The 15,627-nt window shown below is 46.0% G+C and carries 7 protein-coding genes; all 7 read right to left on the bottom strand.

All coding sequences use genetic code 11. The features are described 5' to 3' along the window. Positions 1–115: 115 nt before the first annotated feature. Positions 116–1,744 (bottom strand): long-chain-fatty-acid--CoA ligase, encoded by a 1,629-nt coding sequence (locus tag CXF60_RS06310; RefSeq protein ID WP_102091254.1) that lies wholly within the window; start codon positions 1,742–1,744, stop codon positions 116–118. Positions 1,745–2,203: 459 nt separating this feature from the next. Beyond that, positions 2,204–3,076, bottom strand: coding sequence for a glycoside hydrolase family 19 protein (locus CXF60_RS06305; RefSeq protein WP_145990205.1), 873 nt, complete (start codon positions 3,074–3,076; stop codon positions 2,204–2,206). After that, positions 3,054–3,368: a hypothetical protein gene (locus CXF60_RS06300; RefSeq protein ID WP_102091252.1), complete on the bottom strand. Its 315-nt coding sequence runs from the start codon at positions 3,366–3,368 to the stop codon at positions 3,054–3,056. The genes CXF60_RS06305 and CXF60_RS06300 overlap by 23 nt, the downstream gene beginning before the upstream one ends. Then, entirely contained in the window at positions 3,365–3,940 is a 576-nt protein-coding gene (locus CXF60_RS06295) for a hypothetical protein (protein ID WP_102091251.1), read from the bottom strand. Before CXF60_RS06295 ends, CXF60_RS06300 begins: the two co-directional genes overlap by 4 nt. 25 nt (positions 3,941–3,965) lie before the next feature. After that, on the bottom strand, positions 3,966–4,775 hold the full coding sequence (locus tag CXF60_RS14540) for a DUF2829 domain-containing protein (protein ID WP_219621824.1): 810 nt from the start codon (positions 4,773–4,775) through the stop codon (positions 3,966–3,968). Continuing rightward, positions 4,772–5,269: a Gp49 family protein gene (locus CXF60_RS06285; RefSeq protein WP_102091250.1), complete on the bottom strand. Its 498-nt coding sequence runs from the start codon at positions 5,267–5,269 to the stop codon at positions 4,772–4,774. Before CXF60_RS06285 ends, CXF60_RS14540 begins: the two co-directional genes overlap by 4 nt. Before the next feature lie 175 nt (positions 5,270–5,444). Further along, positions 5,445–15,620, bottom strand: coding sequence for a PLxRFG domain-containing protein (locus CXF60_RS06280; RefSeq protein WP_102091249.1), 10,176 nt, complete (start codon positions 15,618–15,620; stop codon positions 5,445–5,447). Positions 15,621–15,627: the final 7 nt, after the last annotated feature.

The raw sequence follows: 15,627 nt of genomic DNA, 5'->3' as shown, positions 1-15,627 counted from the left end.
TGACGAGCATCTCAAACGCCCTACTCACCTATACCACTATTCTTAGAGAAATCTAACTAGACTACAAACTTGATTTTGCAAGTAGCATTGTCAATTTTTGCTTTTAACAGCTAAATCAGCTATCCAACAATACGTTGCCATAGTCATCACGCAAATCCTTTTTGACCATTTTCCCAGCGCCATTTAGCACGATGTTATCTACAAATATAACTTTATCAGGTATTTGCCAGCTGGCGATTTTACCTTCGTAAAAGCTCAGTACTTGCGACTCATCGATTTCTGAATCTGGCTCCTTCACCACAATCAGTACTGGACGTTCGCTCCACTTTTTATGCTTTGCAGCAATAGCGGCCGCCATTCTTATCTGCGGATGGGCGACTGCGATGTTTTCTAGCTCTACTGACGATATCCATTCTCCACCAGATTTAATCAAATCTTTTGAGCGATCCCGAATATTCATATAGCCATCGGCATCAATGGTTGCAATATCGCCTGTGTCGAACCAACCATCTTCAGTTATCGCATCAGGATTTTCTGTGTAATAATCATTGATGATCCAATGCCCTTTAATCTGTAAACGACCTTGAGACATACCATCTTCTTCGACTCGCTGTAGCGGCTCGTCAGTATCTATGAGACGTAGCTGAACGCCGTAAGGTGGACGACCTTGAGAGTTACGCAACTCATTAATCTCATCTTTACTCAGCGATTTATGCTTGGCTTTTATTTGATTCATCGTTCCAAGTGGGCTGGTTTCTGTCATGCCCCAACCATGCACCGCATCGCAGTTAAAGTCTTCTCTGAACGTTTTGATTACTGATGGTGGGCATGCGGCTCCTCCGACGATAGTACGCGTCATGCTATCAAGCTTACTACCTCTGGCTTTGGCAGCGGTTAATAGGCTTTGCCAGATTGTTGGAACCCCTAGAGCAACCGTAACATGACAATCATCAATGAGAGATACTAGGCTGTCACCATCGAGATTTGGACCAGGAAGTATGAGAGAGCAACCAGTCAGGGCAGCTGCATAAGGTGTGCCCCACGCATTGACATGGAACATCGGTACTACGGGTAACAAAACGTCTTGTGCAGAGAGCGCGGAGACATCAGGCATGCACAATGCCATCGCATGCAGCACAGAAGAGCGATGAGTATATAAAATACCTTTAGGATTACCGGTAGTTCCTGAGGTGTAGCATAAAGAGCTGGCTGTTGCTTCATCGAATTGAGGCCAGTCAAAGTCAGTAGAGTTTTCTGCTAATAGCTCATCAAAGAACAGTACATTAGGCAGTTTCTCTACGATACTATCATCTCGATCACTTAGACAAATGAAGTATTCAACACCTTTGATATGCTCTTTGATTGCCATAATTAGCGGTAGGAAAGTAGTATCAAAAAATAGCACACGATCATCAGCGTCATTGATAATGTAGCTAAGCTGCTCGGGGAACAAACGTGGATTGATAGTATGGCAAACCATGCCACTGCCTGAAATCGCATACCAAGCTTCTAAATGACGACGATTGTTCCAAGCCAAAGTTGCTATGCGTTCTGATGATTTAAGTCCCAGTGTAGCCAACGCATTGGCCAATCGTTTTGAGTTATCTGAGACAGTACGCCAATTGGTATGAGTCATCTGTCCATCGACTTCTTTGGACAAAACCGCCGTATCACCATGATAACGGGCAGCGTGTTCGATTAGACCACTGATCAGCAATGGCTGATACATCATTTTTCCTAACATAATACATTCCCTGTAGTTATTTGAAAGTCCGCTTATTCTTGCTACTGCATTGCCTGATGCGAAGAATAGGCCTCAACTAAGAATAATCAGAATTATTCTTTAAGACAAGTTAATATTATGTTCTCCATAGGCGACGAAAAACTGTGATTCAACTTCAAAGACTTGATGATTACTCTATATAAATAGTTTTTACTTTCTCATCAAAAGTTTATTGGTATCATTGTTTCTTTAATTAACCATAAAATTTAGACAAAAAAAATCCGACCACCTAAGTGATCGGATTTTTAATGTTTGGTGGAGATGGCGGGAGCGCACACAGAATTATAAGCCAATGATTTAAAAGGTTTTTATATTATTATTCAATATCTGTGTGCTTATGGTGTGTTAGAATCTATTATAAATCGTATTCTACACACGAAAAAAAACCGCTAATCATTAGCGGTTTTTTTTCGTGTATATCTACAAGTAGCGCAAGCACTTCTCTAACGTCTCGCAAAATTCTTCATAACCGTTAAAACCACCATTGACGGTTCGACGAATAATACGTGCGCCATAATTCATTTTATAGTCGTTCGTTTCAACGCCTTTTGATGTCAGTGTATTTAGCGTATAACCGTCATCATAAGTATTGATTTTTTCTGCCATAGCATTACAGCCATTTAGTTGCCAAAAAGCCATCGCTGCACGTACTGAATTTTCCAACTCTTCAATCAACTTAGGGTTATCACCAAACTTAATACCAGTCATGTTTTGAAGAATAAAGTAACCATCTCTAAAGGTGTTCATGGTTAGGCCGCCACCGCGATAATCCCAACCGTCATTCGTGCCGGGGCGATTGCCATAGCGACCACCATATAAATAGTTGGCAACGGCAACCTGCCCTTTGGCAATCAGGTTTTTGGCTGCTGAAATAGATGGTATGCGAGTGCTAAACACTTTGCGCAAACGCTCAGGGCTGTAGGCAAAACTTTCGCGCTTGGCGTTAAATCCATTCGACTCGATAATGCAATTGGCAATAAAAGCGCACATCTGCTTTTTAGTCAGAATGTCGTACTGCGGTGCGTACTTTAAGATAACGCTGATCGCATCAGCATTAACAGTGGAATAAACCTTACGCAGATTGGCTAGTGTCAGATTGTATGGGCGCGTTTCTGTTGACACCACTGACGTTACACCTAAGCGCTCAACCAGCTCGTCACGAAATGCTGCGTCCTCCATTGCTTTATTGGTTATATCAACCATAAGCTGTGATAGATTTTTTGGCTCTAAGTGCTGGCGTAATGCTTGGAATATATCAGCGTCAGCAACACTAGATACTGTCATGTTCGTCATCTTCTACCTCTTCATCTTCTATTGTGTCTTGTGTTTTAAGTAGCGGCATACAGCACCATAAGCCAATCAAAACCAATGCTCGACTGATTACGGTTAGACTGGTTGGTTGCAGGTGCTGCGCGGTGTCTGCCAAAAATAGTAGTATCCAGATCACACCAAAAGCCATTACGCCTGTTTGTGTGCGTATGGTGCGCCCTGTCTTGTACTTTCCAAACCACCACACCCAACTCCAGCCAGCGATACCAATCAGCGCAAGTGAAGTGTTAAAAAGCTCTAGATTGAAGGTGATCATTTATCCGACCTCCCGATAACCGCCATCAAAATACCTTTAAGGTAACTAAAGATAGCCTTTATCATCTCAGGCGCAGAGCTATGAGCCTCAGTGTTTATGACCGCCCATAGTTTTTCTGATATAAAAAAAGCAATCACATAGTAGATAACCACTGAGCCAATGGCAGCAAAAAAGGCTGCCGGAACAATCAGACTCCAGATAGTGATATCAGGATAGAAGGTTGGCACAACAAACAAGGTAACTAATATGCCAAAGCCCAAGCTGTAAAATGGCTTTAAATAAGCACGTTTGAATTTATCATCGACTGGTGTTTTTTGGTTCACGCCAGCAATGGTGCCGCAAATAAGCGCGATAACAAAGAACACGAGGCCAAGCCAGTTTGGAACCGTAAACCCGACAAGCACATAAGGGTCTGATAGCTGTAGAAGATACACACCTGTAGGTGCTGATACCTCAGTAGCGCTTTCTGCGCCATCTGCCAGTGTGCTCACGGAAGACAGTGCTGCCGCTTTTGTCGCAACATAACCCACTGTCGCTATAATGCCGTTACCAATACTGGCTCGAATTGTCATTGATCTGTCCTTTGCTGCGCTTAATTTAGGCGAGGCACCAGTCGGTTGCGAGTGCGTCTGAAACACTGGGCGACCATGTTGCTACGTCACCTTGCGCGGTTTTGAGTGCGAGGTATTCACGGTATGGCACCATATCGTTTTCAAACTCACCGCCCATCGTTTCTAGGTTATTACGCTCTACTGGATAACTTGCGGCTGGTACGTAATAAACGTACATGCCTGCACCGTTCCAACCTTTACGCGCAACTTTTTTGCCAATTTTTAGCAAGTGAATTGCCGAGCCAAAATCAAACTCATCACCTTCTTCAATAGGACAGTCTCCACCTACTTGTACAAACTCACAGCAATCGCACAAAGAGCCACCACTTGCCAGCGTTGCAACTTCATCGTCGGTCAATTCGTGGTCAGGATCTGCAGGTCCATAAGAAGCTTGTCCCGCAGTACATTCATAAAACTGATCTTCAAACATAGCTTTGGGTGTCCAAGATACGTAGCCCATAAATTCATCTGTATTTATAGGACCATTGATATCTTCGGTTAGGTAGCCTTCATCATCACCGTTTTCGTCTTCTGGTAATGTCCAGCCACGATAATCGTTGTACGCTTGGCGAGTCATTGGCGTAGCATTGACTTTTTTTAGTGCGTTAAATCGTTTCATATTCTTTAGCCTGTATTCTATTTCTGATCGTCTTGCGTCTGCGATATGCTGTGCCAGTAATTGAGATTGATAAGGTTTTTCACGCTCAAACTTCTCACATTTACCGCAGCACGTAGCGTATGGGTGATAGTTGTTGCTATTAATGTCTGCAACATCACACTGCTTGAGTAGGCTCATTGCGGCGACTTCAATAATTTAGGTTCATCACCTAAAGTCAAAGTAATGCGTTTTTCAAGAATATTAAAATAACTAACCATCGCCTCTTGCTGGTCCTTCATGAGCTCCCACTGAGATTGCTCTACAAAGTCAGGCTTTGGTTGATCTAAGAACTTAGTTAGCTTTTCAAGCTTTTCGTTCAAATCTGATTGCTCAAACACCATGCGAGAAACAAAGCTGGTCGGCTGTTTGGCACGATACAAATCATTGGCCAACAGATAGCCTTCGAGTGGCCACAACTTATCTACGGCTTGCTCAAGTGCGTATTTCTCGCCAAGCTCTTTGTTGTAATTGGCTGGATCAACACAAGCTGATTCACCAGTAACGGTATAACCGCAAGGCAAAGTAATAACGCAATGTGTCAGCGTGCCTGCTGGATTAGTGAAGATGGTGTTGCTTTGAGCCACTAAATGCTCAAGGTCTTCTTTAGTGACTTTATTAGGTAGCTCTGCCATGGGTTATCCTCTTTCTGATTAATAGATTTGTATACCGTTTCAATAGTCACTATTTAATCAAGATAGGTGCTGGCTGGCGAACCTTATAGGGGTGTGCGTAGGCTGGAATGTTACAAACAAAAAGCCCTACATATTAATGTAGGGCTTGAAGTACCGAGGATTGCTAGGCAGTTGGTTATAAACCTTCGCGCACCTGAGCGAAGTCTTGCGCCATCTGACCACGCATTGACTTAGGTGCCAGCTTGACGACGCGATCTGATTTGTCCATATTCATCTCACGCACACGACGAGCGATATCGTTTGGTTTAATAACGATAGGCTGCTCAGGGTTTTTCTTATTCCAATCTGCAACTGCAGCACGAGCATCAGCCACTTTTGCCTGATTGCCTTCTGACACGCCAGCGGCCCATAACGCTCTGATATCTGAGGCGCGTAAATTGTAGTAAGACGTTGACGACTGACCAAGATAGTTTGCTTGCTGAATTTTTGACACGCTCTTTGGCTGAAAACCAATGCCTTTGAACACAGCGTCGATAGGTGTGACATCAGAAACCTTATAGCCTTTCGTATCTTTGTAAGTGCCACTGACCAACATGCCAGCACCTTTAGCAGCGTTACGCACTGCGACCGGTGATAGCTCAAGTGCACCATTTCTGATCTGACGACCATCAATATTGGCCACACCTTTTAGGATCTCACGACTACCACCAAGCATACGTGCACTAAAGTCACCTGCTGGACCTAGTAACTCAAGAGCGTCACGAGTATTGTCAGTACGCTCTTTAAAGATACCTGTGCCTGGTATTAAGTTGTCCATACCGAGTCGACCCGATACATCTGTTGGCGAACCGGGTATGCTTGAGATACCAGACTCAATGAAGTCGCCTGCCAACTCACCCAACCATGCATCTAAAAAGTCTTGACGTGATTTTCGCGTTGAGAAGTTATAACCCATGATTTGACCTGCGCCATCAATAACGTCCTCGATGTCTTCCATAAACGGCAAGCCGCCTGCACCGCCTAGCATAAAGAGTGTACCCATCATCAGCATGGCAGCCTTACGCCCTTGCGCACGTTCTTGTGATCCCTTATCGCCTTGCGTCCATAGTCTGTGCATGAGCTCCATATAAGAGACAGTGTAAGTCTTAAAGGTCATGAGTGTGCCACCAACCGCACCGCGACCCCAATTCATACGTGAGGCTTTATTGTAGACAAACTGCGTCTCTTTAATAGACTTGGTAGCAAAGTCTGCTGGATCAGCCATACCTTGCTCTTTTGCCATACGATAAGCGGCCACAAAAGTCACGCGACGGTTAATCTGCTCAGCTAGACTGAACAAAGTACCCCAACCAAGACTGATACGCGAGAAAGTGTTTTGTAAAGCAGCCTTACTATCGCCATACTTGGTACCGTCACCTGCTTGCAGTGGATTTTTACCGCTGGCTTGCTTGAGTAGGTTGTGCACTTCTTGCGGTGACAGTGTGCCGTCCGCTTCTGCACGCTCAATCGCTTTTTGCAAATCCGATTCAAAGTGATCATTGTTTCTATTCTTGAGCGACTTTGCCCAATCACTTGATGACCGGCTAAGCTCTGCTGCAGCTTTCACCCCACCACCGAATTGACTCAGATAAGGGAACGATACCGCGATAGGCTGCGTGATGTTGACCACAGCGGAGGCAATCGAACCACCCAAGTATTGCGCAAACATCCAACCACGAATAAGCTGACCTTCCTCTTGTGGGTTTTTAATGTACTGCGCCAGTTTAACCGCGGCATCTTTTAACTGACCTTCCCCTTTTGGTATGTCCTGAATACTGCGGTCAAGGTTACCCATATTTAAAGCAGCTGACGTATGACGAGCGTTTGAGTAGATAAAGCTTGCCAGCACACGGCCAACGTCTTCGGAATAACCCTTGATGCCTTTACGGTGCATCAAGCGCTTCATGGTGCTACGGTTGTTTTTGGTGCGACGTAAGTATTCTTGGAATGCATCGTCAGCTGCTTTGTCGCCTGTCGCATCAAGCCCCATCATTTCACCAAACAATTCAGCCGTCTCAGGCGTCACGCCAGCGAACAACTTAAACTCTTCATTAGACAAAGCACCGCGACTGACTTCATAACCATCACCGTCATACAATGCCTTCATCTCAGCTTCCATCTTACGAGCTTCATAAGCAGACTCAAACATACCAAAGTATTCACGGTTACCATCTGCGTCTACAACATCAACGGTGTATTGGCCAAAACGTGACAGTGGCGCATAACCATTATCCATCAGCTCATTGGTGCGGAACTGCGACTCTTTAATATCTTTAAACGTATTTCGTAGTGACTTCTCTTTTTTAGGTGCATCGTTGATCAAAGCGTTGATATGCTGCTCGATAGTAAATACCGCTTCACGTAACGTGCCAGCCTCCATCACTTCTGCTTCAATAACAGCTGCATCTTTGCCCAAACGTCTGAGCATGTCTGAGCGCGTCATGCTATCAAGGCTATTGTCAGTCGCAGCGCGGAACTCACGATACAATCCAATTTGCTCATCGTTCAAGTCAAATTTAGAGCGCAGCTCGTTATCTGTCCAGACAAGACCAGCGTTTACCTCTTCATCGATAATGCCATTGATAAAGCGATTGGCTTGAATATTGTTCAGCGTGGCAAGCTCTTGCAGCTGTGCTGGCGTGATGCGATTAGCATCTTTGAGCATCTGCAGTCTGTCTTGCTTTGAGCTGGCCATTACCTTTTTACGCCAGTCTTCAATGAGTACCGCTTTACCGTCAAGGTCACGGCCCCATAGCAGCGTGCCTTCAAAAATTGGTTTGCTTAACGCTTCATTATCTTTGGCACCGATAGCGGACTTTGTGATATCTCGGATCGAGTCAAGCTGTGGCAATAGTCTTGGCGCAAGCTCACTGGCTTTAGAGGCATAGAACGAGACATCATTGATAAACTTCTCAGTGCTTTCAAACACTGGCTTAAAATACGGATTGCGCTGTGCCAAGTTATACATCGTACCAATTGTCTTGTGCCACCATGAAAGTTTGCCGGGCGGTGCTGAGCTCACCCAATCATAGAAGCGTGTCATAGACTCACGAGCAATAGACTTGGGATCAAACTGATCGGTCGCGCCAGCTGCTCGGCTAAAACGAATGTCAGGATTTGAACCATCGAACGCACCAGTGTTATTGGTGGCTGATTTGATTTGTGTTGGCTCGAATACCGCAATCTCAGCTCCGATATTGCCCGTTTGATTAGACAGTACACCATCGCTGCCATTTCTTTCAGCGTCCGATAGCACTTTGCCAGCACCTCTATGTCCTGTATTACCATAGGCTGGGTTTATGATTTTTAGAAAAACATGCTTAACGCCTCTATCTTCACTCAGCGGCATGCCTTCATTCTCCATCATCCACTCTATATTCTCGTCACTATCTTCATAGAACTCAGAATAACCTGTTGCATACTCGATGTGAGGTGTGAAGAAAAAAGCATTGCTTTCGGAAAACCCTGTGTTTGTTGTCTGCTTTAACTTATCAAACGTGTTGAAATTATTATTAGGCGTACCATGATAAACCACCATCGGCTCGCCATTATCATCAACCACCTTGCTAGCATTGGCAGCATCGCCCTCCCAATCACCAAACCACTGTTTAAAGGCTGGCGTGCGAACTTGCAACCATTGCTGCTCGTTCAGATTGGTGTCACTACCATTAGGCGCTTTCATCCATTGGTCAGTACCCTCAAACTTAGCTCGAACATCATCAACCTGCTTGGCTGGTACGTCAGGACTACTGAATTTCATATCAGGATTTTTGGGGTCACTAAACTGCGGCATGGCGTTCATGGCGCCAAACGCTGAACTTTGCTTTTCAACCTCATTTACCATACGCTCAGCAAGTGACAAGATGTCTTGCGAGTTAATCCTAATCGCCACGCCTAATGTGTTACGCAGGAACGAACGTACTGCCATGACCATACGATTAATCATGCCAGCTATCTTGCCTTGTCTGACTTGTTTGCGTGATGCGAGTGTCAGCAAGTATGGTAGGTATTCATCAAGCGCCTCTTGCTTACTGCGTGCAACTTTATCAGCGATGGATTTGGCCTGTACTGCCAGTGGATCGCCAGCTGCTACGAGCGCATCAAAGTCTTTCATCAGTGCGTTGTAGGCTTTTTTATCCATCAGCGTTTGCATACCACCATGGCCACCAAGCTCATGCAGGAATGTTGGGATGATCATCTCATCTGATAGGTTGTCAGCAATCAACGTGGCCTTGCCGTTTAAGTACAAGCCATCAACATCACTAGGGATAGTGAGCCTGCCGTTTCGCACAAAGTCTGACAGCACTTTGATATCAAGCTTGCCGTCAGCAATGAGCTTATTGATAGTCTCTTTGCCAAACTTGCTGCTCAATTTATTAATAACTTGCTGGCGCGTGGTGTTGGTTGAACCTATTGCGTTAGCCTTTACGTTCTCAATCGTTTGGCTCATTTGTCCTGCGCGGCTAAACAACGTCTTGCCGTTACCGTCTTCTGACGCTTTGCTGTCAATGGTGGCAAACAGATTATCAAACGCTTCAGCCACTGGTGCCATCTCACTTTCTAGTAAGTATGGGTATCTATCCATATTGCGAGGGAAGGCATCTTCTGGCGTGACATTGGCTAAGAAGTCACTACGAGCACCTTTCTGGTCTAGCTTGTGGATAATATATCCTTCAAAGGCGCGCGCAGCGCGCTCGATGATACGTGACCAGTAACCGTCAGGCGCTCCCTTATCAATAGTGATCGCACGCCCTTTCATTGGCGATTCATCTAGCGTCTCCACCAAATCTGCAAAAACTTCTTCAACTTGTGGTCGCACGCCTTCTTTATGATTAGGGTCGGGCATAAAGTTTTCAGGCAAATAAGCCTTATTCTTATTCATGTCGTAAATTTGCTTACGACGCGCTTCTGTTATTGGACGCATACGGCTAGGCTTGCCGTTCTGGTCTTTCATAATCAGCATTGGTTCAGGCTTATAGGTGATATAAGCATTCTCTTTACTGGTCATTCGGTTAGGGTCATCACGGAACGAGGTAAAGTGATTGTCTAGCGCATGAAACCATTCGTGCGCAAGCGAGCCTGCACCTTTGGTTTTGGTTAAGTTGATGATCACTTGTGATGGCTCATAGTGGGCCATGGCATTGCCTTTACCACGCGCACCAAACGACATGCCAAGCTTACCGCCCAAGCCAATCGCTTCTGGTGGAATATTTAACACGCCTGCCAAGTCCATAAAGGCATCATAAGTATCGTTTAGCATACTCTGACGAGTGGTTTCGTCTTTGGTATTTTGCGTTACCCAGTTACCAAACTGACCACCGCGTAAGCCAAACGCCTTCATAAATTGCTCAGTCGTTATATCGAGGCCGCCACGATGGTCAGGACCTATGCGGTCACGAGTCACCTTTGATCGAACATCAGACTTTTTAACATTCACTTTTTCTTTGTGCTGATCCCACAGCTCGGACAAATCATTGTTGTTGTCCTTTAAAAAAACCCTTGCAGTATCTCTGTCGTTAAACTCAATTAGTGGCGTCTTATCTTTATCACTGGCTTGTGTGATAAACCATGACTTATTGTCACCGCGACCGCGACTATATAAATCAAATTTTAAAGTCGGTGCTTTCACTTCACCTGATAACAGCTCATTCACCTGGTCAGCAAGCTCGGACATATCTCTGTTTTCGGTTTTAAGAATATGTACCTTTTTATCTATCGTCACCACAAAGCCCATGAAAGGTGTGTAGCTTCCATCTTCTTCTCTTTGTTTAGAGCCGATACGAGGGTCAACCTTAGTGATACGCGACCACTGCTCTCTGTCTACCTGATTAAGTAGTTTTGCATGATATGCATACCCACTCATACTCTCGCTTGTCATTAGTCCATCCATAATCTTATCTAATGGAATGGTATCGCCAAGCATGCTTTGCATAACACCGCGAAAAGTCTTTACGGTTTCTACCCAGTTTCTAAGCTTGTAGCCTTTTCTTGGCTTGGTCGGTATCGCACCACGGAAGACAGTAGCCAATGCTGCCTGCTCTTTATTTTCAATAAACTCAACATCTTTCTTTGGCCATATCTTACTAAGCGGCTGGTTGACAATATCATCATCAGTGATTTCTTTTTGATGGAACGAATCCATATCCTTACGCGCACCAGTTATCTTCTCGCCAAAGTCTTCAATCTCTGTGACTGGCTTGGTGGTCGCGTCTGGCTTATCTGCTTTTTTAGGCGTGGTCTTAGCTGTGCTCTCAGCTTGCTTTAGGATTGGCAGTAGAGATCCAGTAGGTTTTTTGGTTCCTTTTTTGCGAATCATATCACCTTGACCATTAAGCCAGATAGAACCCTCACTAAACGGGTTATTAATATCATCTTTGGCAGCAATGTAATGAAGCTCTCGAATGTCTTGGCTGACAAGTTCTTTTGCTTTCTTGTTGGCTGCTATAGAATTTGCACCACGAATATGAACAACTCGGTCATGCTTGCGTACAGTTACTCCATCCTCATTGATACGGAACTCATTGCCATTCACTTGCGTTTGCCAGTCGCCAGTAGGAGTTGGGTTGTTATTTGACTCACCAACCTCGGCAGATTTTTTGGTTTCTGGTGCTACTTCTGCAGGTGCTTGAGTTGCGGCTTGCTGTTCTTCTTGGAACTTCTTAGATAACTTCAAGAAAGACTCAGGATTGTATTTTGCTTCATCACGTATAAAGTCACGCGCACTCACCCCTTGAGCTTCAAGTCTATCTTTATAAGCGCTGACCATGGCTGTGCCGTACTGCTTATATTCTGCTTGAGCCTGTTCTTGTATGGGTGCTAGGCGTGCTTTTTCTGCGTCTGCCTTCTCGGTATTTTTAGCTTTTACTTCATCACGTTTTTTGGCATCAAGCTTTGCCTTATCCGCTTTGTACTTATCAAGCTCGTTATCAATATTTTTTGTGCGATTAGGGATAGACAGCTCGCCATGATCCAGCTTATTACCTTCATTAAAACCATGCTTTTCTGCCAACTCGGTTTCAGGACTATTGGCTTGTGCTTCCATACGCTCACGAACACGGCCTTCCATCACATCAAACTGAGCGTCACTAATATCATACTCGCCATCTTCATTGGTAGTAATACCCATCTCGTCAGCGACTTCGGTTTGAACCTGCGCGTAGCTTTTTTGCTGCTGCTCTTCCGTTATCTCGACTTCATTGCTGCTGGCGGTGACCTCTGGGTTAGTTGCTGGCAAGTCCTGCACCTCTGGACTTCCATTTTCACTAGCTGCTTGCGGAGCTTGTGAGGTTTGTGCTGGAGTTTCTATATCGTCGTCAAAAGAAAAGCCGCCCTGTTTTGGATTACCACGACCTGTTATCTGATTGATACGCTCTTGGATGTTCTCGCCCATTGCTTTAGCAGAACGTCTGTTGTCATAGAACGATTTTAGAATGTCTTTGGCGCCAACGCTTAACCCATCATCGAACAAAGCATCTTGTGACAAGTAAGACTCAACGTCTTGACCACTCTTGGTAATATCCATATAGGCTTGGGCAGCATCAGCAATATCTTTAGACAGTGTGTTCTCATAGGCATCACCGCTTTTCGCATCGTTATTTATTTGACTGATCTGTGGCGCTTTATCGGTCACTACCTTCAAAATATTTTTTGAGCCTTCGCCCAAGGTTTCAGATATAGCTGTGACAAGGTTGGGTGCGTCATAAGCGTCTTGAATGATGGCAGCTTCTACGCGACGCTTACCTTCTTGCGATAGCGCACCGTTATCGTCCATCATACTAGCCTGCTCAGTACTGGGCAGGCCTGCAATAAAGTTTTTAATGTAGTTGCTACTTTGATAGAGATTCATCGCGCCATCACTACCAAACGATAAAAGACTGGCATCAGGCAATTGCTTAGCATCAGTTGCCGCTTGCTCAGTTGAGCTCATGCGAGCCACTGACGTTTGGTTTGCTTCACTAGCAAACTGATTTCTATCCATGTTCGACATATTGCGTCGCACCAATACTGGCGCTTGCATGTTATTGACCGCATTGGTATCAAGGCCGTACTTGCCAGCGCTCTCACTGACAAACTGACGGTATGCTTGCGCCTTCTCGCCCCCTTCCTTATAAGCGCGTCTGATTGCCATGGTGCGACCATTGCCTGAGTCAACCACATTATCATTAGGTCCAATAAATGGTGAGCCAGTCGATATGTCTGAGCTTTCGCCAAGCATATTTGGTTGCAACTTATTGGCGATATCATTGACTTGTTTCTGGCTGCCTGCGCGTGTTCTGTCTCGCGGCTGACGGTCTGACGGAAAGTCAGGGTTTGGTGTGAAAGTATCGGTGTTACTGGTTATAAGCTGGCTTGCATCAACCACATCCCACTGCGCTTGCACTTCATTACCTTTAGGTGTGTACGCTTTGGTCTGGGCACGACTCTCATCAATGACGCGAGCCTTTGGGTCGACTGCCTTAGAGTCGATTTGTCTACTAGGTAGCTTGGCTGCATCGCGTAGCATCTTGTTTTTTGCAGGCACAGACGTGGGTTCGCTTGCCATGGCTTGCGCTAAGCTCTGGTACTCAGGGCTTGATTGATCAGCCATTTGCATGCGCTCACTCATGGCTTTTTGCCAAGCGCTTTGGGTCGGTGCACTCGCTTGTTCAAAAGCGGCAGCGGCTGGACTTGCGCCACTATCTACCGCAATAGCAGCGGCTGCACTGAGGCCACCTTTATTTGGGTCGAGCCCCATGCGCTCAGAAGGCTTGCGATTATCAATAGAGTCTAGGTCACCAAAACCACGCGCCTCACTTGGCACTGGCGTGTTGTCCTGTATATCACCACGTAGTCGGCTAGCAAGACGTTCAGCATTAGCAGCACGCTCTTGTTGTAGCGCGGTATTACTATCTGCACTGGTGCGTGCGGTACCATCAGGCGTCACTTCAAAATCACTGCGAGGTGCTGGCAGGCGTGGATCACCCCCAAACTGATCATAGCCTTGCGGCACTGGCGTCACATCATTCACATCAGACAAGCCAGCGTCACGCGCCGCTCTTGCCTGCGCTTGTTGCTGTGCTAGGTAGTCGTTGTACTCAGCCTCAGTGAAGATAGTGCCATCTTGCGCAGCACTAAACTGACCACCAAGCTCGCCATTAAACGGCAACTCAGGGTCGGGCGTTAGGTTGCGCATACGGCTAGCATCTGGACCTTGACTACGATCAAAGTAATCAGGATTGGCATTCTCAATCCAGTTTGGATTATTTGGATCACTAATAGCACCTTGGTAGCCAAGCTGGTTACCGCCACCTGGTCTGTTTGGATTGGGCAATCCAAGTCTAGGCGCTTCTTGCCCCATGTCTTCAGTCGGGGTGATATCACTATCTGGCTTACGGTTGCGAGTAATACCGCCAGCAAAGCCGCCCATAGCAGCACCTGATAGCAGGCCAAGCACAGCGGCATCGTCAACGCCTTCCTCAATAGGGTTGCCAAGCGCGATGTTTTGTAGCACTGTTTCAGAAATTGATTGCGGTAATTCTTCTAGCACGCCTTCTGAGGCAGCGCCTTCTAAGACACGTCTAACGATATTCTTCTGATTGGCTGCTTCTGCACCTTCTGTGGCAGCGCGTCCGCTTGCGCTACGAGTACCACCAGCAATCATGGTATCCACATCACCAATACCAAGCTTCTGAGCTACTCTACCGCCTGCAAAACCAAAGCCTGCGGTAGTAGCACCAGTAGCGGCAGCAAGACCAGCCTGCTTACCTGTCAATAAGCCATCGTCAGTTTGTTGGCGTATCTGTTCTGCAGCAAGACCAGCACCTACCGCACCTTCACCGAGCGCGCCTGCTGCTACTGGTGATAGTTTAGGAGCAACTGCACCAAGGCCACGACCAACCACACCGCCAGCGCCCATTGCTGGTAAGGATTCCACGACCGTATTGGTAATTAAAGTTGGGTTATCAATCGCCTGCCCAAACTTAGCCCCAAAACCTTGAGCGCTTTGAAAGTCGCGCAACTGTTCTTGACTACGTTCAGTTTTAGCGCCAGCGATAGCTTCCTTCGCCTCTTTCGGGCGAAACCCTAACGAACCACCTTCATTTTCTAAAAACTTACCGACGCGACCGCCAGTAGGAATATCAGCCAGACCGACCGCCATTTCAGGCACAGATACTGCACCAGACAGCGCGCTGAGCGCGGTATCGCGTATGTGTCCACCGACACCCTTATTGGGCGCAGCTCTATTCTCTTTAACAAAACGCGCAATCTCTTGACTGCGCTGCTTTGCGGCTTCGATTGCTGGGTCTTTTTTATCTTCTTTGTAGTTATCCATCAGTATC

Origin of the sequence: Psychrobacter sp. 4Bb, from assembly GCF_002836735.1 — a bacterium.
GTDB lineage: Bacteria > Pseudomonadota > Gammaproteobacteria > Pseudomonadales > Moraxellaceae > Psychrobacter.
Note: the sequence above shows the minus strand (reverse complement) of the source record. Positions and strands in the feature narration are given on the sequence as shown.

Coding starts and splice junctions, on each gene's coding strand:
- CXF60_RS06310 (WP_102091254.1), bottom strand. CDS start 1,744: ATGTTAGGAAAAATGATGTATCAGCCATTGCTGATCAGTGGTCTAATC.
- CXF60_RS06305 (WP_145990205.1), bottom strand. CDS start 3,076: ATGACGAACATGACAGTATCTAGTGTTGCTGACGCTGATATATTCCAA.
- CXF60_RS06300 (WP_102091252.1), bottom strand. CDS start 3,368: ATGATCACCTTCAATCTAGAGCTTTTTAACACTTCACTTGCGCTGATT.
- CXF60_RS06295 (WP_102091251.1), bottom strand. CDS start 3,940: ATGACAATTCGAGCCAGTATTGGTAACGGCATTATAGCGACAGTGGGT.
- CXF60_RS14540 (WP_219621824.1), bottom strand. CDS start 4,775: ATGAGCCTACTCAAGCAGTGTGATGTTGCAGACATTAATAGCAACAAC.
- CXF60_RS06285 (WP_102091250.1), bottom strand. CDS start 5,269: ATGGCAGAGCTACCTAATAAAGTCACTAAAGAAGACCTTGAGCATTTA.
- CXF60_RS06280 (WP_102091249.1), bottom strand. CDS start 15,620: ATGGATAACTACAAAGAAGATAAAAAAGACCCAGCAATCGAAGCCGCA.